Source organism: Vibrio toranzoniae (assembly GCF_024347655.1).
GTDB lineage: Bacteria > Pseudomonadota > Gammaproteobacteria > Enterobacterales > Vibrionaceae > Vibrio > Vibrio toranzoniae.
In genome coordinates this window covers 1,103,618-1,124,054 of sequence record NZ_AP025515.1, presented here as the reverse complement: position 1 = coordinate 1,124,054, position 20,437 = coordinate 1,103,618, and the positions used below count along the sequence as shown (strand labels likewise).

At 43.6% G+C, this 20,437-nt stretch carries 17 protein-coding genes; 9 read left to right on the top strand and 8 right to left on the bottom strand.

Annotated elements, in window-relative coordinates:
* Positions 1–283 precede the first annotated feature (283 nt).
* On the bottom strand, positions 284–1,072 hold the full coding sequence (locus tag OCU50_RS19330) for an AraC family transcriptional regulator (protein ID WP_060469303.1): 789 nt from the start codon (positions 1,070–1,072) through the stop codon (positions 284–286).
* A gap of 98 nt (positions 1,073–1,170) precedes the next feature.
* Between OCU50_RS19330 and OCU50_RS19325 the strand changes: the two genes are divergently transcribed.
* The 3 genes from OCU50_RS19325 to OCU50_RS19315 all read left to right on the top strand — a co-directional run bounded on the left by OCU50_RS19325 (position 1,171) and on the right by OCU50_RS19315 (position 3,679).
* On the top strand, positions 1,171–2,064 hold the full coding sequence (locus OCU50_RS19325) for a DMT family transporter (RefSeq protein WP_017057917.1): 894 nt from the start codon (positions 1,171–1,173) through the stop codon (positions 2,062–2,064).
* A gap of 618 nt (positions 2,065–2,682) precedes the next feature.
* Positions 2,683–3,186 (top strand): acyl-CoA thioesterase, encoded by a 504-nt coding sequence (locus OCU50_RS19320; RefSeq protein WP_017057916.1) that lies wholly within the window; start codon positions 2,683–2,685, stop codon positions 3,184–3,186.
* A 247-nt stretch (positions 3,187–3,433) separates the two neighbouring features.
* On the top strand, positions 3,434–3,679 hold the full coding sequence (locus OCU50_RS19315) for a hypothetical protein (protein WP_060469302.1): 246 nt from the start codon (positions 3,434–3,436) through the stop codon (positions 3,677–3,679).
* Between the two features lie 9 nt (positions 3,680–3,688).
* On the opposite strand, the gene OCU50_RS19310 is transcribed toward OCU50_RS19315, so the two are convergent.
* The 5 genes from OCU50_RS19310 to malE all read right to left on the bottom strand — a co-directional run bounded on the left by OCU50_RS19310 (position 3,689) and on the right by malE (position 10,344).
* Entirely contained in the window at positions 3,689–5,341 is a 1,653-nt protein-coding gene (locus tag OCU50_RS19310; protein WP_060469301.1) for an ABC transporter substrate-binding protein, read from the bottom strand.
* Positions 5,342–5,435: 94 nt separating this feature from the next.
* Positions 5,436–6,047 (bottom strand): outer membrane beta-barrel protein, encoded by a 612-nt coding sequence (locus tag OCU50_RS19305; protein WP_060469300.1) that lies wholly within the window; start codon positions 6,045–6,047, stop codon positions 5,436–5,438.
* Positions 6,048–6,604: 557 nt separating this feature from the next.
* Positions 6,605–7,495 (bottom strand): maltose ABC transporter permease MalG, encoded by an 891-nt coding sequence (gene malG, locus OCU50_RS19300; protein ID WP_050632832.1) that lies wholly within the window; start codon positions 7,493–7,495, stop codon positions 6,605–6,607.
* Between the two features lie 11 nt (positions 7,496–7,506).
* Positions 7,507–9,078: a maltose ABC transporter permease MalF gene (gene malF / locus OCU50_RS19295; RefSeq protein WP_060469299.1), complete on the bottom strand. Its 1,572-nt coding sequence runs from the start codon at positions 9,076–9,078 to the stop codon at positions 7,507–7,509.
* An 81-nt stretch (positions 9,079–9,159) separates the two neighbouring features.
* On the bottom strand, positions 9,160–10,344 hold the full coding sequence (malE, locus tag OCU50_RS19290; RefSeq protein ID WP_060469298.1) for a maltose/maltodextrin ABC transporter substrate-binding protein MalE: 1,185 nt from the start codon (positions 10,342–10,344) through the stop codon (positions 9,160–9,162).
* A 664-nt stretch (positions 10,345–11,008) separates the two neighbouring features.
* Between malE and malK the strand changes: the two genes are divergently transcribed.
* The gene (gene malK / locus OCU50_RS19285; RefSeq protein WP_060469297.1) at positions 11,009–12,121 is read left to right on the top strand and encodes a maltose/maltodextrin ABC transporter ATP-binding protein MalK; all 1,113 of its coding nucleotides are present in this window, start codon (positions 11,009–11,011) and stop codon (positions 12,119–12,121) included.
* A gap of 213 nt (positions 12,122–12,334) precedes the next feature.
* Here malK and OCU50_RS19280 read toward each other — a convergent pair whose 3' ends face one another.
* Together OCU50_RS19280 and OCU50_RS19275 are read right to left on the bottom strand one after the other, a co-directional pair.
* Complete coding sequence (locus tag OCU50_RS19280) at positions 12,335–12,535, bottom strand: restriction endonuclease subunit S domain-containing protein (RefSeq protein WP_060469296.1); 201 nt, start codon at positions 12,533–12,535, stop codon at positions 12,335–12,337.
* A gap of 224 nt (positions 12,536–12,759) precedes the next feature.
* On the bottom strand, positions 12,760–14,676 hold the full coding sequence (locus OCU50_RS19275) for a methyl-accepting chemotaxis protein (RefSeq protein WP_060469295.1): 1,917 nt from the start codon (positions 14,674–14,676) through the stop codon (positions 12,760–12,762).
* Between the two features lie 454 nt (positions 14,677–15,130).
* Here OCU50_RS19275 and OCU50_RS19270 point away from each other — a divergent pair, with 454 nt between their 5' ends.
* The 5 genes from OCU50_RS19270 to OCU50_RS19250 are packed head-to-tail and all read left to right on the top strand — an operon-like array spanning position 15,131 to position 20,436.
* The gene (locus tag OCU50_RS19270; RefSeq protein ID WP_060469294.1) at positions 15,131–16,087 is read left to right on the top strand and encodes an AAA family ATPase; all 957 of its coding nucleotides are present in this window, start codon (positions 15,131–15,133) and stop codon (positions 16,085–16,087) included.
* Between the two features lie 10 nt (positions 16,088–16,097).
* Complete coding sequence (locus tag OCU50_RS19265; RefSeq protein WP_060469293.1) at positions 16,098–17,024, top strand: DUF58 domain-containing protein; 927 nt, start codon at positions 16,098–16,100, stop codon at positions 17,022–17,024.
* Complete coding sequence (locus OCU50_RS19260) at positions 17,021–17,506, top strand: DUF4381 domain-containing protein (RefSeq protein ID WP_060469292.1); 486 nt, start codon at positions 17,021–17,023, stop codon at positions 17,504–17,506. The genes OCU50_RS19265 and OCU50_RS19260 overlap by 4 nt, the downstream gene beginning before the upstream one ends.
* On the top strand, positions 17,499–18,491 hold the full coding sequence (locus OCU50_RS19255; protein WP_060469291.1) for a vWA domain-containing protein: 993 nt from the start codon (positions 17,499–17,501) through the stop codon (positions 18,489–18,491). Before OCU50_RS19260 ends, OCU50_RS19255 begins: the two co-directional genes overlap by 8 nt.
* Positions 18,484–20,436: a vWA domain-containing protein gene (locus OCU50_RS19250; protein ID WP_261809202.1), complete on the top strand. Its 1,953-nt coding sequence runs from the start codon at positions 18,484–18,486 to the stop codon at positions 20,434–20,436. The genes OCU50_RS19255 and OCU50_RS19250 overlap by 8 nt, the downstream gene beginning before the upstream one ends.
* Position 20,437: the final 1 nt, after the last annotated feature.

Genomic DNA, 20,437 nt, shown 5'->3' with positions numbered 1-20,437 from the left:
TGAGAATTGATGAACATAACCCTCAATAACGTGGTAGGTAGACTTGCCCATGACAGATTCCAGTTATTGAGTGTAGGAGTATACCAAACACCTCAATCTCAAGACAAAATGCCGAAATCGTTCAGAAACAGAATGCCGATAGTTTTCACCATACCCGCCTAGGTGAATCACTCGAAGATGTCGATGAACTATTGGTATACGAAGTGATGACGAAAAATTGCGTTACGCATACTTCAATATCAAAGAAAGCAGAAAAATATACAGTTTTAGCGAGATAAGTGAATTACAACAACCGATTCTTATATTGTTCAGGGGTACTTCCCGAATATTTTTTGAACATTGAAATGAACGGGCTGGCTTGGTTATAACCTAAAGTGAGAGCAACCTCTTTGACTGATTGGCCGTTTCTCAACAAATCCATAGAGTACAAGTAGCGTACTCTCAATCGCCACTCCGTAAAACTCATCCCTAACTCACTCTGGCAATGTCGTGACAAAGTACGCTCTGTCGTGTGTACTTTTTCTGCCCAATCTTTTAAGGAAATATCATCAGTCGGGTTTTCTTCTATAGCGGATAGGATCGGCGCTAAGTATTTGTTGTCTGTCGATGGTAAAAAATGATGCTCAACCTGACGCTCAGCCAATTGATCCAGTAATACTTGGATTAGCCTTTGGTCTTGCTCGCTCTCAGCAACATTGATGCTTCTCTGACGAAAGTCATCAATGATCGAAGACACAATTGGAGTAATCGTTATTAAGCTTGTTTTTTCAGGCAAGTGATGAGTTAGCTCACGAGCAATATTTAGTGAACAGTAGTCCAATGGCTTACGGTTGTAACTACAGTGCGTCACCCCAGCAGGTACCCAAATAGCTAAATGTGGCGGTGCTAGGAAGCGAGTATTTTCAGCTTCCATTTCAAGAATTCCACCGCTGATCAACTGCACTTGCCCCCAAGGGTGGCTATGTACACGAGTTTCGGTGTTCGATAAGAACGCTTCGAAATTCATAAATACGTTGGATGGTGCCTTATCAATTGATAAGGATGGATGAAGGTTTCTCGAGTGTTTTTTCAAACTTGTCTTCCTATCGCGTCTGATGTCTTTTTAAAGATATCTATAAGTATAACGACCTGTCAAACTAGCCGCATCAAATCATTTGCAACGGAACTAACATGTATTACCTCTTACCATTTTTTACGGTCTGTATATGGGGCGCAAATGCAATCGTCAATAAACTTGCAGCAAGCGCCATTGAACCTAGCGCAATGAGTTTTTACCGCTGGTTCATCGCGATGTTAATTCTTACTCCTTTTTGTATACGTTCAGTGATAAAACAATGGGCAATAATCAAGCCTAACCTACCTAAGCTCGCTTTCCTTGGCTTTTTAGGCATGGCGATGAACCAATCTCTGGGTTATTACGCGGGTTTAACGACAACGGCTTCTAACATGGCATTGATCACTTCTTTGGTACCATTGTTCAGTGTCTTCTTGAGCGTTCCTTTACTACACAAATCGATTTCGCGCTTAAGTATTATTGGTGGTGTATTGTCATTGTCGGGTTTGGCACTAATGCTTGGTAAAGGAGATCCTCTGTTCTTCATCCATCAAGAACTCACTCAAGGTGATGGGTACATGCTGATTGCAGCACTCGTTTACGCTTCTTATTGTGTTTTGCTAAAACGTTGGAAAATGCCAGTTAGCAGCGGAGTTGTGATTTATGTTCAAGGTTTGTTTGCCGTAGCGATGTTGACTCCACTTTGGTTGACAAGTAAGCAACTAATACCATCACAGCAAGCCATCCCGCTCATAGCTTACGCTGCGGTTGCTGCTTCTATTCTCGCGCCATGGATGTGGGTGAAGGCGATTGACACCATAGGAGCAGATTCCAGTGCGATGTTTATGAATTTAATGCCTGTTGTCGCGATTGTACTGGCTGCTACATGGTTAGGTGAAGAGATTAATCAATTCCATATCATTGGCGGTGTGATGGTGATCTCTGGTGTTATTCTCGCGCAAATTAAAAGAAAACCGATACTTGAAGCGCCTTTGCCACAGCAAAGCTAAGATCGGTTAGATTACGACATTTCCTCAGTATCTGCTCCTTAGCTACAGTGAGCTTTTGCAACAAGTTCACAAGGTGGGAAAATCAACTTAAACGTGTAACGTGATTAAAAAATCACTTAATGTACTTTTAACATTAATGCCTTTACAAGATTGAAGTTAGTACCAAGTGTACATAAGTAGTGACCAATCAATAATCCGAAAGGCAAAACTCACGCAAAGGATCTATACTTTGTAAAAGAGTAAAAGATGAGCTGATTAACAAAGCAACCTAACTACCACTTTAGTGGTAAATAAGTTAGAATCATTTAAACTAAACCGGACAAACAGCGGTTAGTTGGCAAATATAAAAAGGTACCAATATGAGTATCTAACGGCTTAAAAACACCTAGCATTGCGCTAGGTGTTTTTTCTTCTTCTCAGCTTACTCACAAAATAGCCACCTAGCGTTTACCTCTCACCTCCCACACCAATAGACATCAATACTCACCGGTTTGTCATCTGTTTGAACAAATAGTCTTAACCGTGAGATTATCCGCTTTAATTTATGTCATCTTAAGTATATTGTTATTAGCAAGTAACAAACATGTTATGCAGCACAATAATAATGAAGGAAGATAGATGAGCAGTAACAATAGCCAAAAAAATGGTAAACGAGACGTTATACTGCGTTTTTTAGCTGAGCCTGGGGACGTGAACTTTGGTGGTAAGGTTCATGGGGGAGCAGTAATGAAATGGGTCGATTTAGCGGCTTATGCCTGTTCTGCAGGGTGGAGTGGTAAGTATTGTATAACGGCCTATGCCGGCGGTATTCGATTTGTCGCACCAATCCATGTAGGCAACTTGGTAGAGGTCAGCGCGAAGGTAATCTACACGGGTTCATCTTCAATGCATATTGCAATAGACGTTCAAGCGAGCGATCCAAAAGACCTTAACAACCGCCTGACGACTCACTGTATTGTTATTATGGTGGCTGTAGATGAAAATGGCACTCCAACTAAAGTGCCTGAATGGGTTCCTGAAACACCAGAAGACATCGAGTTAAGAGATTCTGCTATTCGCCTAATGAAAATGCGAAAACAAATTGGCGAAGAGATGGAAGCGCACGTGAAGTACCTTAAATAAGGTCATACTACACTACGTAGATTTATTAATATGCCAAGCACATGCTTGGCATTTGTGTATCTAATACCCCACACAAATAAAACCGCTAAAAATTCAATGTTGTCGATAGAACGTGATATTCAGCCAAAGGCTGGAATGATTTAACGCTGGTTCACTGATTTATTTTGACTGTAATAAAGTCGTCATTTTGCTCTGATTAAATACCACCACTCATAATAGATTGTATTTTATTTCCCCGGAGCCAAACTTGAGCGTGACACCCCCTACTCTTAGCGAAGCTACACTGAACAATTTGAAGGCTGTTGAGTATCAATGGGTTAGAACGTTGTACGTCGAAGGCTACGACAACAATGAGATTAACCACTATATCCAGACTTGTTTCGGCGGTGACCCAACTTTTGCGGATTTATTTCGTCGCGTTGCACTCGATCAAGAAAGCATTTATGTGTTGTTGCAGCATTTGGGTTGCGCGCCTTCGAGTCGAGAATTCTAATATTAAAAATTACTGGGCTATCCAAAGTCGATAAAAATCGCTATAACCTGTATTTCTAACTTGAACTCCTCTGACTTGTTGAGTTTTGGACGTTTCCTCATAACCACAAAATAAAGGCAGATAGGTATAACTTAAACGTAAACTCCTTTCTATCTCCAACAGCTCATTAGATGCTAATTCGCTACTTATCGCTCGCTTTATCCTAGCTTGATGCTCATCCATTTGAAAACGGTCAAAACTAAACCGTAATCCCGTTGACACACTTAACCATTCGTAAGTTCCGTAATCGATTGGAGCCTCTATTACATCTTCAATAAGGAGAATATCCGCTAACTCAGACACTAAATGAGGGTGACTTATGTTATCGACGATAATAACTTCCAACTCGAGTCCTGTTGAACGGATAACATCATGTAGCCATTGAGAATTACGAATTAAATATGGAATTGTCCATCTGGGTTCAGCTAAGACGATCTTCCCTCTCAAACTTGGGCAAGCGATTATCTCAGGCTTAGCTTTACAAGGTTCAAATGCCAAGCTTTCGACCGCATTAATAGGATCATATAGCTGTTTTTGCTGATGGATATAATCAGCTAGCTCACACCACGTCTCACGAGAGATGCTCGAACCAAGCCTTTCGCGATAAGTTAGGTAAAATAGAGAGCTAATACTTTGAATTTCAACTTGATCCGATGGGCAATTGAAACTGATCATATGTTGCATATCTACATCGGCATACGACAAAGTGACTCGTTCTAACAAAGCTCGAGTAGAGAAGTAATCTTTATGTGCTTGCAGCTGAATACTGTCTTGGCACCAGCGTTCAATCTTGAACGGCCCAGTCCCAATATGATAACTGTATTGACCGTCAAAGTTTTGTATATCTCGACACACAATAGATGCGTTAGACATAGCTAACATATAAGGAAAAAACTTGTTAGCATACTTTAGAGTAATAACTAAACAGTTAGGTGCGACTGCATCTACACGTTCAGCGCATTGCCATAAGTCTTTTATAGGTCCATCACCCTCAATTAAACGCCTAATACTCCAAACCACATCTTTAACTTGCAAAAGCTCACCATCATGTCGGTAAACACCGGGACGCAGCCAAAGAGTCATTATTTTGTCTTCCATTACCCAATCGTGGGCTAGGGAAGGCATTAAGTCACCATCTGGACTCTGAACCAGCAAAACATCATATACACTTTTTGCGATATGCAGTTCTGCATGACGAAAAGTTTTGATTGGATCAATAGTGTTTACCCACGGATAGGCAGCTATCAATACAGCATTACTTGATTCGTTTTCTTGGTTGAGGTGTTCGGTCGCCAAAGTAAGGGCTCGGACGGCTGTCGAACCATATAGATCGACAAGGCGGGAAACTAATTTAAAACTGCCTTTATTCAATTCGCTAATCAATAATTCGGTAATTGCTTGTTGCAAAGATCTTTTAATTGTAAGTTTGCTAGGATTACTCCTACCTACTGCAGGAGTCCATTCTATCCAACCTTGTTCGGACAGCTTTTTCATAACAATTGATACATTGCGTTTGGAAGTACATAACGCAATCTCTAATTCGCCTAAGCCTACCGAATGGGATAAGTGAACCTCAAAATGCTTAAGTAGCTGATCTAAATGTCTAAGGTTTACATCATTCACAAAACAATTCCAATGATACTCCTATCAACAGAAACATAGCAAAGGGAGCTACATATTACTAGCTCCCTATATTCTAGAGATTAGAGATTAGAGATTAGAAGTGGTAATTCATTCCAAGAGAGAAAACACTAATCTCAGCGTCAACAGAAGCAGAAGTTCCAAGCAACTTAGCCACTTCTAGATCAGGTTTCATGTAGTCCCATGTAGCTTCAATTCGAAGGTTCTCTGTCAACGAAAAATCAGCCCCTAAACCATACATCCCCGTCATTGTTGTATCAGAAAATGTTGAATGGCCGGTTGCACCTACGAAAGAGTTACTTACTTTAAATTCTGCATTAAAATAAGCTACTCCTGCTTTAGCAAAAAGATTAAAGCGGTCATTAACTGGTAAAATGATTTTAGGTTGAATCGCTGCAAACTTCATGTCACCAACAGTCACTGAACCACCGTCTAGGGCATCATAACCTCCAATTGAACCTTCCAAAGCAATGTAACGGTTGAACTGATACCCACCGTAGATTTTGCCCGCTAAACTAGAATCATCATCTAACTTTAATGGCATTTTGGTAGAGCCGTGTGTTGAATCTACAGAAAGGTTCGTACTATCAAAATTGGCTTGACCAACAGACGCTCCAATATATGGGTTTGCGTATGCTGCAGAAGTTAACATAAGGAGAGTTGTTGTGATTATGGTTTTTCTTAACATTGTATTTAACTGCCTATCTAAAAATATTATTTATTATTTTTCCATATCCTATAGCAACCAATGCAATCCCTTTCACTGAGTTTCGAAACAGGATAATTTTAATCAATCAGACACCATTAAAACATGTAATTGTTTGCCATCTTTTTTCTACATATCAACACAATCAGACACAACTATTCATACCCAAATTGCTAACAATAAGGATTCTTAGCTTTTGGCTAGTACGTCAAGATCACGAATCAAAGTGTAATGTAAGTATGAATACTCAATATTTACGCTTTACGTCGCATGTTGATTTAGCTGAAGTGTTGTTCGGAAGTGAGATTCTTATAATAAATAAACTAAAATCTAGGCATAAAAAAACCCAAGTAAGTACCTGGGTTAGAGTTACAAAAACCACTAATCATTAATAGCGTAAGGAACCTGATTAGCAGCCAGCTATGCGTAACCTGAGGGTTATTTTTATTACTGATCGGCGGCCAAACCAAATGGTGTAATAAAAATGCCAATATAGAGCGACCTAGTGGTCGCTCTTTTTCTTTCTTATAGGCTACAGCTTATCCTTTTACACCACCAGCCGTCAAACCGCCCACTAACCAACGTTGAGCAAGTAAAAACACGATAGTAATCGGAAGTGCTGACAGTACAGCGGCTGCCGCAAAGTCACCCCATAGGTAGTTCTGAGGATATAGGTATTGCTGCATACCTACTGCTAGCGTGTAAGAGTTCACATCTGTAAGCAGGATAGACGCTACTGGTACTTCACCTACTGTTGCAATGAACGACAGGATAAACACAACCGCTAGGATTGGCACAGACAATGGCAGTAGAACCAGTCTGAATGCTTGCCAAGGCGTTGCACCATCCAGTGCTGCAGCTTCTTCCAACGAATTATCAATCGTCTCAAAGTAGCCTTTAATCGTCCAAACGTGCAGTGCGATACCGCCTAGGTAAGAGAAGATCAGACCACCATGCGTGTTCAAGCCTAAGAACGGGATGTATTGACCAAGTTTGTCGAACAACGCGTAGATAGCGACTAGAGCTAGTACCGCTGGGAACATTTGGAAAATCATCATCGCTTTCAGGATAGTTTCTTTACCCTTGAAGCGCATACGAGCAAATGCGTAAGCCGATGTCGTTGACAGTGCCACAATTAGAATCGATGTAACACCCGCCACTTTTATGGAGTTCCATAACCAAGTAAGTACTGGGAATGGCGGCGCTGTTACCGAACCATCTGCGTTCGTCACTGACATACCCAGAGCCAATTTCCAGTGCTCCAATGATGGGTTATCTGGAATCAAACTACCGGTTGCGAAATTACCTTCACGGAATGAGATCGCGATGATCATCAATAATGGGAAGATAATCATTGCCAAGAAGCACCACAACACAGCATGCGTTGCCCACACTCGGTATTTAAGGCCTTTACCTTGTACCATAGCCATTGTCGTGCTCCTTAATCTTGAGACAGTTTAGTGAAACGAAGGTTGAGTAACGCTAGTGCACCAACCAATAGGAAGATAAGCGTTGCGATTGCACTTGCTAGACCAAAGTCTTGACCGCCGCCACCTTCGAATGCAATACGGTACGTGTAGCTTACAAGCAAGTCTGTGTAACCCGCAGGCTCAGAAGTGCCAATCATGTTCGGTCCACCATTGGTCAATAGTTGAATCATTACAAAGTTGTTGAAGTTAAACGCAAACGCTGCAATCAATAGCGGTGTTAGCGGCTTAATCATCAATGGGAACGTAATGCGCTTGAAGTTATCAAGAAAGTTCGCACCATCAATCGCTGACGCTTCATATAGATCATCAGGAATCGCTTTCAACAGACCCATACATAGAATCATCATGTAAGGAAAACCTAGCCATGTGTTAACAATCAACACCATGGTTTTCGCAAGAATCGGGTCAGAGAACCAGTTCGGGCTTAAGCCGAAGATGTTCTCTAGCACCATGTTGATCTCACCAAAGCTTTGGTTGAATAGACCTTTAAAGATAAGAATCGAGATGAACGCGGGAACGGCGTAAGGCAAAATCAGTAAAACACGATAGATAGAACGACCTTTCAGCTCTTCCCATTGCACGATGTTTGCCAGCACAAGGCCGATAACAAGCGTGAACGCTACGGTACATACCGAGAAGATAACCGTCCAAATAAAGATGCTGATGAAAGGTTCTTTGATGCCATCATCTTTCCACACACGTTCAAAGTTATGCGTACCAATGCTAACTACAAAACCTGGAGAGATGGTATTACCTGTAAACTCACCGTTTGCATCAACAGGCTGGTAGAAACCCACATCCATATTTGGCTTGAGAACTTCACCCGTCTCATTGTTGATTAACGTTTTTTGATCGTCTTGTAGCGTATAGAGCGGAGCAACAGAAGCAAACTTACGTAAGCCGCTCATGCGGATGTCATCACCGTTTGGTAGATTGAAATCAACACCACTGATCGCTGCTCGGTTTTGGATGATCGCTTTGATCTTCTCTTTTTCACCTTGCACAGACTCGATGATAGACAGGTCCATCTCTGTCGCTGTCATATTGTCTAGAGAAAATACGTCAGTCGCTAACAGCTGATCGCCATCTTTAACCACGATCTGATGACCGTCATCAGTCTTGTACAAAGTAAATGGGTAGCTCTCACCACTTTGGAATGAGCGATCTAAAAGAACGGTTTGAGTACGCTCTAAAGAAAGCTGGTTTTTTGCGCTGTAATTGGTAAATGCAAGCCCGACTGTGTATGCCAATGGGAAAAGAATGAACAGGATCATTCCGGCGATACCTGGATAAATATAACGGTGGGCGTAAGTTTTTTTACTGCCAAAAATGTAAAGTGCCAAAGCCGTTAAGATCACAGTAAGCAACGCAAAAGCGAGCTCACCACGAGAATACATTAGAATTGTAGCGTAGCCGTTAATTAAGCCAACGCTACCAAGCAACCCCCATTTGATGAAGACGCTTTTACTGCCTGGAAGGCTTGATGGTGCTGGAATAGCATCTGTACCTTGAACTGACTGCATAGAGGAACCTGCTAGCGATATAGATAAAAAATAGAAAAGTAAGGAGAGGTTACCCTCTCCTTAAAAGGTAGTGCTTGGTTATTACTTAGTCATACGACCTTCAGCAGCTTTCAGTGCTTGGTCTACTGATTGACGGCCGTCAACTACGTTGCCGATCGCTTCTTCCATGCTGTACCAGAACGTTGTGAACTGAGGGATGTTAGGCATGATTTCACCGTTCATCGCGTTGTCCATTGTTGCTGCAATACGAGTGTCGCTGTCTAATTGACGTTGGAAAGAGTTAAGAGCAACAGCGCCTAGTGGCTTGTCGTCGTTCAGGCTCTTCATACCTTCATCAGTGAGTAGGTAGTTTTCCATGAACTCAACCGCTAGGTCGCGGTTTGGAGACGCAGTGCTGATACCACCCGCCCAAACACCAACGAAAGGTTTAGACGCTTTACCGTTGAACTTAGGTAAAGTTGTTACGCCGTAATCTACGCCAGCTTTCTTGATGTTTTCCCAACCCCAAGGGCCGTTGATTGTCATTGCAACATTACCCGCAACAAATTCAGACTCAGCAACTGAGTAATCCATGTCTGCAGAGATAACTTTGTCTTGTACCATCTTCTCGATGAAACCTAGAGACTTCTGAACACCGTCAGTCGCTACGCCCGCATCTTTAATGTCGTAACCTTCTGCAGTCTGTTTGAATGCGTAACCGCCATCAGCTGCAAGTAGAGGCCATGTGAAGTAAGCGCCGCCACGTAGAGGCCACATGATCGCTTTTTTGCCATCTTTTTGAAGCTCAGCATCAAGTGCTGGGATTTCTTCCCAAGACTTAGGTGGGTTAGGAACAAGCGCTTTGTTGTAAATTAGAGAAACTGACTCAACCGCCACAGGGTATGCGATTGTTTTACCTTCGTATGAAACAGCGTCCCATGCGAAATCTACGATACCTTCTTTCGTTTCTTTAGAAGGTTTGATATCAACAAGAAGACCTGCTTCTGCATAGCCGCCAAAACGGTCATGTGCGTAGAAGATCACGTCTGGGCCATCACCAGCCGCTGCAACTTGAGAGAATTTCTCTTCTAGTTTGTCAGGGAAAGCCACTGTTACTTTAACACCAGTATCTTCTTCGAAACGTTTACCTACTTCAGCCATGCCTTCATAAGCTTTGTCACCACCTACCCAGATTGTTAGTTGTCCTTCCTCGATAGCAGCATTTGCACCAAAAGAACCCAGAGCAACTAATGTACCTAGAGCTACAGCGCTTAGAGCGTTTTTCATGTGAATATCCTTTTTATATTTATACGTAGGGCACATCAACCAAGACGAGCCAGTTTTCAGCGCTTATGATCTGAGAAAATAGACTTTAACTCATCATCCTAGCCACTACGCCCTAGCTATTATGGCTTAATTTCGTGATCATCATCCGGTCGGATTAGAGACTAAAATCACAAAATGCATACTCATCGTGATCAGAGTCACCGTTATGCCGTGGATTTATTTGAACTGGATCGCCTATTATCAATAACCTTATTTATCTACTCCTCCCCTCCTACTCCCCCTCGTTAAATTTTCATTGGGAGGATGTACGATTGCACCAATTAACCGAAACTGCATTCATCCAAGAGTGGATAGTAAGAACCCTTTACCAGCAGATGTTGTGCGTTTAAGCATTGTTCATTTAGTTGGCTTCACTGCCCGCTGTTGTCTTTATTAAGCATCGAGCTAAATCTGTGATTGAATCACGGGGGAGATTTAGCTGGATGTGGGGGAAATAGGCACCAGTTTGGCTATGACGGGTGGGCTTGGTTACAGAATCCAAGTCTCACCCACTTTTTTCTTACTCACTCAAGACTTACCAATTCCTACAGTTACTGCTGACCCAAAAATTTCTTATAATGATAAGCAGTAAAACTTAAAATTTGATCGATCGAGGACTAGCTAGATGGCGAATGTCACGTTAAAAAACGTTTATAAATCATATGGGGATGTACAGATTTCTAAGGACGTAACCTTAGACATCAACGAAGGTGAGTTCGTAGTATTCGTGGGGCCATCAGGTTGTGGTAAATCGACGCTATTACGATGTATCGCAGGTCTAGAGGACATTACGTCTGGTGATTTGTACATTGGTGACCAACGCATGAATGACGTTGAACCTTCCAAACGTGGCGTAGGTATGGTATTTCAGTCTTACGCGCTCTACCCTCACCTAAACCTTTACGACAACATGTCTTTTGGCCTGAAGTTAGCAAACGCTAACAAAGCTGAAATTGATAAGCGTGTTGAACATGCTGCTGAGATTCTTCAGCTTGGTCACTTACTAGAGCGCCAACCTAAAGCACTTTCTGGAGGTCAGCGTCAACGTGTTGCGATTGGTCGCACTTTGGTTTCTCAACCAAACGTATTCCTACTTGATGAGCCTCTATCGAACCTAGATGCTGCACTACGTGTTCAAATGCGTTCGCAAATCACTAAGCTGCAACGTCAACTTGGTTGTACCATGATTTACGTGACCCACGACCAAGTCGAAGCGATGACAATGGCCGATAAGATCGTTGTTCTTGACGGTGGTTCCGTATCTCAAGTTGGTAAACCACTTGACCTATACCACTACCCTCAAAACCGTTTCGTTGCTGGCTTTATTGGTTCGCCGAAGATGAACTTTATGTCTGTACACATTGAACAGGCTGAAGCAGAACGCGTATTGATACAGCTTTCAAACGGCATGACTTTCTGGATCCCTGTTGATGGTACAACCGTTAATGCTGGTGACCGTATGTCTATGGGTGTTCGTCCTGAGCACTTGATGTCTGCTGAATCAGGTGACGCGACAATTGAAGCTGAAGTGATGATGGTTGAGAAGCTGGGTAACGAAACTCAGGTTTACCTAAACCTTGAAAGTGCCGATGCTGACGTTATCTATCGCCAGCCAGACACGTTAACAATCGAATCAGGTGACAAGTTGGCGATTGGTATTCCAGCGCACCGTTGTCACCTGTTCCACAGCGATGGCCGCGGATGTCGTCGTTTGTACAAAGAGTACGGTACAGATTAACCAGTTCGCCTTTTAAGATATAACTTGCCCATATCAAATCCCTCTTACTACATAAGGGGGATTTTTTCATTTTCTAAAACTCGTTTCTCTTTCATTGAATAGGCGGTTTTTGATAACGGCAATAAAAAAGGTCTAGCATGTACTAGACCTTTATCTATTTAATTTGAGCTTCAACACAACCAGGTACTTTAAGCACTATAGCTTGTTTTAAGCTTAGTGGATTGGCGTATCATTTTTTTTATTGAACTGGCCAAAATGCTTTTCTAACACTTCAGGTGTTAGCTTGCCTTCCGCTTCTAGTCGCTTAAATTCAGCAACGATCGCTTTTTGCTCTTCAAGTGATGGCAGTTTTACCTCTGGCTCATCGCCCATCTCTTGAGTCATCTGCTCTAGTTCTTTTTCAAAATCGCTCATGATACTTACCTAAATATTAAACCTAATCAGATTTTACTCATTTACGCACTGTGATGCTAGGGTGATGGAGTTTAAAGCCCGAAACCAGATCAAGCTAAGGTCAGTTAGAAGAAAACAAAACCACAAAATAAAAAGAGCTGGATTCACGATTAAATGAATCCAGCTCTTCGTCTATGTAACTATCTAAGCCATGCTATGACCTACAGTATGAAAACTTAAAGGTATTAAAGCTTGAATGAACCAACCATCTTATCTAGACGAGAAGAAAGGTCGCGAAGCTCTTGGCTCGCTTCAGCAAGTTGCTCAGCAGTGCCGGTCGTCACTTCGTTGATCGCATTGATCTCTTCAATGTTCTGGTTGATGGTGTGAACCACAGTCGATTGCTCTTCCGTTGCCGTAGCAACTTGCGTGTTGCGGTCGGTAATATCAACGATACGGTCTGAGATACCACTCAGTACATCTACCGCTTCATCCGATGCTGATACACCTTCAAGCGTAATAACCTTACCTGCACTCATTGCAGTTACCGCATCTTTCGCATCGCTTTGCAGTTGGTTGATCATCTTCTGAATCTCTTCCGTTGAATCTGCAGTACGGCTTGCTAGGTTTCGTACTTCATCTGCTACCACGGCAAAACCGCGACCTTGTTCACCCGCACGGGCTGCTTCAATCGCTGCGTTCAGTGCAAGTAAGTTAGTTTGCTCTGAAATATCACGGATAACACCCAGAATAGAGCCAATGTCTTGCGTTGTTGAAGCAAGCTGCTCAACCACTTGACCTGTACTTTCAATGTCTTGAGCTAATCGGCTAATCGCGTCTTTTGCTTTGTTCACAACAGAACGACCCACTTCAGTATTGCCCGAAGCTTGCGTGGCTGTTTCTGCTGCTGTTGCTGCATTTGATGCAATCTCACTGATGGTCATGCCCATTTGGTTAATGGCAGCAACCACTTGAAGCGTTTGGTCACGTTGTTCTTGGCTATTATCATGAGTGGTATGTGCTTTGTTAGAAACGCTCTCTGCCGCTACTTGAAGTGCTTGACTGGTTGAGCATACCTCTTTCATCGACTCATGGATTTTTTCAATGAATCCATTAAAGCCAGCAGAAAGCTGTGCAATTTCATCATTGCCTTTCACTTCAATACGCTGTGCAAGATCGCCATCACCTTCGCCAAGGTCACCAAAACGCTTAGCCAACAGCTTAATCGGTTGAGTAATGCTGTTTGCTAGCACTACGCCCATTAGGATAAAGACTAAAGCAACGATAGCCGTCATGATCAGCATCTTTTGCGCGGTAGCATCGAGCTCAGCAAAGACTTCATCGGTTGGTACTACACCAACAACAAACCAGTCCATTGACGACACGTATAAACTCGCAACGAACAGCTCTTGTCCTTGGCTTTCAGTGGTAATCAGGTTGAAACCCGACTTGTTCAATAATTGGCTTGATTGAGAACCGTAAAGTTGTTGAAGTGAAGAATCACTACGAGAACGTTCGCGGTGAATTTGTACGTCACCTTGACTATCCGTTAAAAACACAAAGCCTGTATCTTCAATCTTAAAACTGTTAAGTAGGCTAACCATGTCATCCATCGATTTTGATAAGCCAGACATCGCCAAACCTGAAGGCTGTTGGTAGTTAGCGAACATTTTCACATCACCATTGGCTTCTTGGAACATACTGACCATTGTCTTCTGACCAGATTGTGTAAAGCCAAAGAACCAGCCATCTTGTTGTTGATTAAGTTGACGTAAAAAACCATCTTGATTCCAGTAGTAAGCCGTTTCGCGGTTAGCTACCGAGGCATCGTTCAACTGATATTGATTACGAACATTATTCAGTTGTTTAACCAGCTTATTCTCTAATACTGCATCGCGATCGGTCGATTCGATAGCATCAGAAACAAATTCATTTGAAGCAATTTGTTCCGCCGCCAACAACAGCTGAGAGACTTCGCGATCAACTTCACCATTGATTCGCTCCAGCATCCCAGGAAGCTCAATATCGATCAATCGATGACTCAATACATCTCTTGCTTGTTGCTGAGCCATCGCACCAACAATCACTGTCGATGCAAGAACCGCAAAGGTAATTCCAAGTACAACTTTTTGTTTGATACTCAGAGAGTTAGTTTTCAACATATTTGGACCTTTAAAAGAATCGCTCGTTATTGGTATACCCAAAACAGGACTTGTTGAGTGCACTCCAACAAGCAATGCACAACCTGAGCAATGTATCGGCCAGAGCCTATAAAACTAGAGAGGATTCTCGCAAAAATTTGCAAATACGATGTAACAACTGGCTCCGTTTATTCTTAAGTCATGATAACCAAGGCAAATATAATGATTTTTGTTATGAATTTTTAATCTGAACTTTAGATTTCACCTAACTCACACAACGATGCACTTTTTTGAGCTTTAGTATATAAAAAGTGATTGATATGATAAAAATCATTGCTAACGGTATTTTAGCTAACCGCGCGTAAACCACTCCAATTTTGGAAAAATAAATTCCGCAAATGTACTGGAACTTTTTCCTACAAATCAGTGACTAATACTCAAAATAAAAGTCAAATGGATACCCAGAGAGTCCAAAATGCACAAAACAAATTTCGAAGTCCTTCAAAACTATTTAGAGTCTCAAATCATTGGTCAACAAGAACTAGTGAAACAACTGATGATCGCTCTGCTGGCGGATGGTCACATCCTTGTTGAAGGACCTCCCGGCTTAGCAAAAACTCGCGCAGTAAAATCACTGGCAGATTGTGTTGAAGGAGATTTCCACCGCATTCAGTTTACGCCTGACCTACTGCCTGCAGACTTAACGGGGACCGATATCTTCCGACCAGAGACCGGAGAGTTCACTTTCCAATCTGGCCCGATTTTTAACTCGCTTATTCTAGCGGATGAGATCAACCGTGCTCCGGCGAAAGTACAAGCGGCAATGCTGGAAGCAATGGCTGAAAAACAAGTCACTGCAGGTCGAAAAACCTATGCTCTGCCTGAACTGTTCTTAGTAATGGCAACGCAAAACCCGATTGAGCAAGAAGGCACATACCCACTGCCAGAAGCCCAGCTAGACCGTTTCTTACTGCACCTTGAAGTTGAATATCCAGATATGGAAAGTGAACTTGAGATCCTTCGACTCAACCGCGGCGAAGCTCAAGGCAACGAATCGGTTCAGCCACAAGAGATATCTCAGCAAACGATCTTTGAAGCACGCCAAGAAGTACTCAATATTCACATGGCAGATACCATTGAGCAGTACATCATCAGACTGGTGATGGCGACTCGCCAACCTAAGCAATACAGTAACCAACTTGACCAGTGGTTAGATATGGGTGTGAGTCCGCGTGCAACGATTGCCCTAGACCGCTGTGCTCGTGCACATGCTTGGCTTGCTGGCCGCGACTATGTTACTCCACAAGACGTTCAAGCGATGGCATTCCCTGTACTGCGTCACCGCCTACTTCGTAGCTACCATGCACAAGCTGAAGGTGTCACTGCAAACCAAGTGATCGCACACCTTATTTCACTGGTTGGTAGCGCATAGGAGTACGCGCATGAATAATCAACTACCAAACCACAGTGACGGTGTGATGCTGAATCTGGATGAGCTGCTGCAATACAAGGCGCAGTCTGTTCGATGGTTGCCTCCGGCGAAAAGCCTCTGGTCACAACTTAATGGCCAACACGAGAGCAACCGCAAAGGGCGCGGGATGAATTTCTCTGAAGTTCGTCAGTACCAAGCGGGCGATGACATTCGCAGCATTGACTGGCGCGTGACAGCAAGAACGGGCAAGGCACATACTAAACTGTTCTCTGAAGAAAGAGAGCAGCCTGTCATTTTGTTCTTGGACCTATCAAGCAGCATGATTTTCGGCTCAACCTTATTGCTGAAATCGGTTCAACTTGCGCACTTTGCTAGTCAACTGTGCTGGTTAACTGTGGCGCAAAAAGACCGAATTGGTGCTGTGATTGATACGGGCAAAGAGATCATTGAGATTAAACCCAGTGCAAGCAACCATGCTCCGCTGCGTATTTTGCAAAAAGTCATAGAAATCAATAATTCGGCACTGACTAATCACGACCATCATAGTGACACGACCTTAGAGCATGGACTGAAATCTCTGCACCAGCTTTGCCCGAAAGGGAGTGACATCATTATGCTCAGTGACTTTGTACGTTACCAAGAAAGTGATTACTCACTTATCAGTCAAATTCGAAGGCACAACCGAGTACGTCTGGTGCATTTTTACGACCCGCTAGAACAAGGTCAAACGACCTATAAAGGCTCGAAACAAGTCACAGATGGCAGTAAAACACAGTGGTTCAACTTCTCCTCTAATAAAGAGAAGGAAAAGCTTAACCATGCCTTCTCGACCAAGCAGCAACAGCTACAACAGATGGGGTTATCTCTCGCGATACCCTATAGCTCACTGTCGAGTGCACAGCCACTGATGAGCCAGATATCGGGAGCCCAATCATGAAGCAACTCTTAGATTTAAGCCCGGTTATTGCGCCTGACGCACCAACATGGTGGCCTTTGGCGTGGGGTTGGTGGGCCGTAGTTATCACAGCCATTATCCTGATTGCCTTGGTGTTTTTTATTCTAAAACGCAGAAAAAACAGTCAACAGGCGAAGCAAGAAGCGCTGTCTTATTTTGGCAATCGTCAACCTTCAAATCGCTTGTCTCCGAGCGAAGCACAACACATCCTTCGTCAGGCAGCATTGAGCTATTTCCCACGTGAGAAAGTAGCAAGCCTAGCGGGTGATGATTGGTTGAAGTTCTTAGACGCACAACTAAAAAAGCCGTTGTTTGTAGAAAAACAATCCCAGTGGCAACAGTCGCTCTATCAAGATCCAACTTCAATAAATGACGAGCAACGTAAGGTTCAACAGCAATTAGTTAATGACTGTGAGACTTGGATTCGTAAAGCTCTTCCTCCAAAGCGAGGTCGTTATGAATAACCTTTTAAACACGAGCTTACTCAACATTGAATTCGTGTGGTGGTGGATGTTTTTCCTCACGCCACTGCCGTTTCTCGTTTACTTGTTCTCACCTAAGGCGGAATCAAACAGCGCTCTTAAGCTTCCATTTCTGCCAGAGGACAGTAATACCAAAACGCCAAGCACTCGCTTGCCAAAGGCGTTGTCCGTCATTATCTGGCTTTTCTTGGTGACTGCACTCGCACGCCCCGTTTGGTATGGCAAACCGGTGGAATTTCAACCGAAGCACCGTGACTTGATGTTGGTTGTCGACCTCTCCTACTCGATGAGCCAAGAGGACATGCAGTTCAATGGTGAATACATCGACCGCTTATCAGCAGTCAAACATGTGTTGAGTGACTTTATTGAACGCCGCAAAGGCGACCGAGTTGGGTTGGTGCTCTTTGCCGACCATGCGTATTTGCAAACTCCGCTGACTCTAGACCGAGACACACTGTCACAGCAACTCAATCAAGCGGTACTGAGACTAATCGGTAATCAAACTGCGATTGGCGATGGCATTGGCCTTGCGACCAAGACCTTTGTTGATAGTGATGCTCCGCAACGTGTGATGGTGCTACTCAGTGACGGAAGCAATACCGCTGGGGTATTAGACCCATTAGAAGCTGCGGATATTGCCAAGAAATACAACGCGACTATTTACACCGTCGGTGTTGGCGCAGGCGAAATGATGGTTAAAGAGTTCTTCATGACTCGTAAAGTGAATACTGCTCAAGACTTAGATGAACGCACGCTAATGGAAATTGCTAAACGCACAGGCGGTCAATATTTCCGAGCACGTGATAGTAAAGAGCTGGCGACCATTTACGACACCATCAACCAGTTAGAACCCGTGACAAATGCCACCAAGGTTTGGCGACCACAACAAGAGTGGTTTGTATGGCCTTTGTCTGCCGCCATGTTCCTCGCATTTATGCTGTTAGCCATTAGGAGAAACAATGTCTAACTTTACTTTTATCTATCCATATTGGTTCTTGGCGCTTGCCGCGTTGCCCGCGATTTGGTGGCTTAACAAGAAGCAATCTAAGCAAGGGTTATTGGCGTCTCATATCGCTCGATACTTGGCGCCAGAATCAAGTAAGCCATCGAAAAATCGCAGCACTTACTTTGGTATTTGGTGGTTAGTCGGTGTTATTGCACTAGCCGGACCAAGCTTTCAAAACAATGAACAGCCGAGCTTCGAAAAAACGCAGGCGCGAGTTGTGATGATGGACATGTCGATGTCTTTATACGCTACCGACATAAAACCAAATCGCCTGACTCAAGCGCGATACAAGACTCTTGACCTGCTCTCATTATGGAAAGAGGGTCTAACTGGAATGGTCGCGTACGCTGGCGATGCTTACACCATTAGCCCGCTAACGTCCGACATCAACACCATCAAGAGCCAAGTGCCGAATCTCTCCCCGGATATCATGCCTTACCAAGGCAGTAACGCACCTGCTGCGGTAAAGCTTGCCATTGAGATGATAACTCGCGCGAAGATATATCAAGGTGACTTGGTATTGATTGCTGATGACGTAGATGACCAAGAGAAGAAAGAGATCGACTCGCTCCTATCTGATGGCAATTGGACGCTATCTATTTTAGCGGTAGGCACTGAAAGTGGCGCACCCATCTCTTTGCCAACAGGCTCAATGCTGCAAACCGACTCAGGGCAAACCGTGGTCGCGAGAACCCACTTAGAGAACATGCGCGACCTGACTCGCAGTTATGGTGGCACGTTCACTGAGGTTCAATTTGATAACTCAGATGTTGAACACATCGCGAGTTACCTCGACCGAGTTGCAACAACCTCTGAGGTGACCAAGACCAATAACTCACTCAACACCAGAGTCAACAATGGCTTCTGGCTTCTACCATTCCTATTACTACCCGCACTTGGGTTATTCAGGAAAGGGGTTATTTGGTGCGGATTAGCTGTGGTTTTGTCGTTCAGCCAACCGAATACTGCGTTTGCGAACCCTTGGAAAACCGACGATCAGGTGGGTTATCAGCTTTATCAAAATGAAGACTTCCAACAAGCTGCAGAGCAGTTCCAACAACAAGAGTGGAAAGGCATCGCACAATACAAAGCGGGAGACTTCGAAGCTGCAGAGCAGACACTACAAGGTTTGAATGGCGAAGATGCTCGCTACAACCTAGCGAATGCACAAGCGCAGCAAGGAAAGTACGATCAAGCGATAGAAGAGTATCAACACATTCTAGAAAACAACCCTGAGCATACTTATGCGAAGAAGAATCTAGAGATCGTCAAACAAGCCCAACAGCAACAGCAACAGCAACAGCAAGGCAATTCTGAATCCAAAGATCAAAAAGACCAAGACCAGCAGAATCAGCAAGGTCAGCAAGGTCAGCAAGGTCAGCAAGGTCAGCAAGGTCAGCAAGGTCAGCAAGGTCAGCAAGGTCAGCAAGGTCAGCAAGGTCAGCAAGGTCAGCAAGGTCAGCAAAATGATTCTTCGCAAGACTCGTCGGATCAACAGCAAAGTTCTGCAGACAATAAAAACTCCCAGAACCCAACAGATGACCAAGCTGAAAGTGCAAACCAAGCACAAGCCAAAGACCAACCGGATGCAAATGCAGGCGAACAAGAAGGCGAGCAAACAGCACAGTCTAAACAGCTAAGTAAAGCCGAGCAGTCAGAAGATCAAGAGCAAGATGAATCACAACCTCAAAGTGCGAGCACACAACAAGCTTCAAGCGAAAAAGGTGAAGACGATGCTCAACAAGCTGTAGCACAAACTTCAGGGCAACCGCTATCGAGTGACCCAGATATGCGAAAGCTTGAGCAAGTAGAAAGCGCCCGTGACCCGAGCCAGCTTCTTAAAGCACAAATGATTTTACAAGCACGACAAAAAAGTGCTCCTAACAACCAGAACAAAAAGTGGTAAC

Bases quoted from the DNA above. Each gene is read 5' to 3' on its own strand.
- malG (WP_050632832.1), bottom strand. From the start codon at position 7,495: ATGGCTATGGTACAAGGTAAAGGCCTTAAATACCGAGTGTGGGCAACG.
- OCU50_RS19260 (WP_060469292.1), top strand. From the start codon at position 17,021: ATGAAGCAACTCTTAGATTTAAGCCCGGTTATTGCGCCTGACGCACCA.
- OCU50_RS19250 (WP_261809202.1), top strand. From the start codon at position 18,484: ATGTCTAACTTTACTTTTATCTATCCATATTGGTTCTTGGCGCTTGCC.
- OCU50_RS19270 (WP_060469294.1), top strand. From the start codon at position 15,131: ATGCACAAAACAAATTTCGAAGTCCTTCAAAACTATTTAGAGTCTCAA.
- OCU50_RS19325 (WP_017057917.1), top strand. From the start codon at position 1,171: ATGTATTACCTCTTACCATTTTTTACGGTCTGTATATGGGGCGCAAAT.
- OCU50_RS19255 (WP_060469291.1), top strand. From the start codon at position 17,499: ATGAATAACCTTTTAAACACGAGCTTACTCAACATTGAATTCGTGTGG.
- OCU50_RS19320 (WP_017057916.1), top strand. From the start codon at position 2,683: ATGAGCAGTAACAATAGCCAAAAAAATGGTAAACGAGACGTTATACTG.
- malK (WP_060469297.1), top strand. From the start codon at position 11,009: ATGGCGAATGTCACGTTAAAAAACGTTTATAAATCATATGGGGATGTA.
- OCU50_RS19265 (WP_060469293.1), top strand. From the start codon at position 16,098: ATGAATAATCAACTACCAAACCACAGTGACGGTGTGATGCTGAATCTG.
- malE (WP_060469298.1), bottom strand. From the start codon at position 10,344: ATGAAAAACGCTCTAAGCGCTGTAGCTCTAGGTACATTAGTTGCTCTG.
- malF (WP_060469299.1), bottom strand. From the start codon at position 9,078: ATGCAGTCAGTTCAAGGTACAGATGCTATTCCAGCACCATCAAGCCTT.
- OCU50_RS19275 (WP_060469295.1), bottom strand. From the start codon at position 14,676: ATGTTGAAAACTAACTCTCTGAGTATCAAACAAAAAGTTGTACTTGGA.
- OCU50_RS19305 (WP_060469300.1), bottom strand. From the start codon at position 6,047: ATGTTAAGAAAAACCATAATCACAACAACTCTCCTTATGTTAACTTCT.
- OCU50_RS19280 (WP_060469296.1), bottom strand. From the start codon at position 12,535: ATGAGCGATTTTGAAAAAGAACTAGAGCAGATGACTCAAGAGATGGGC.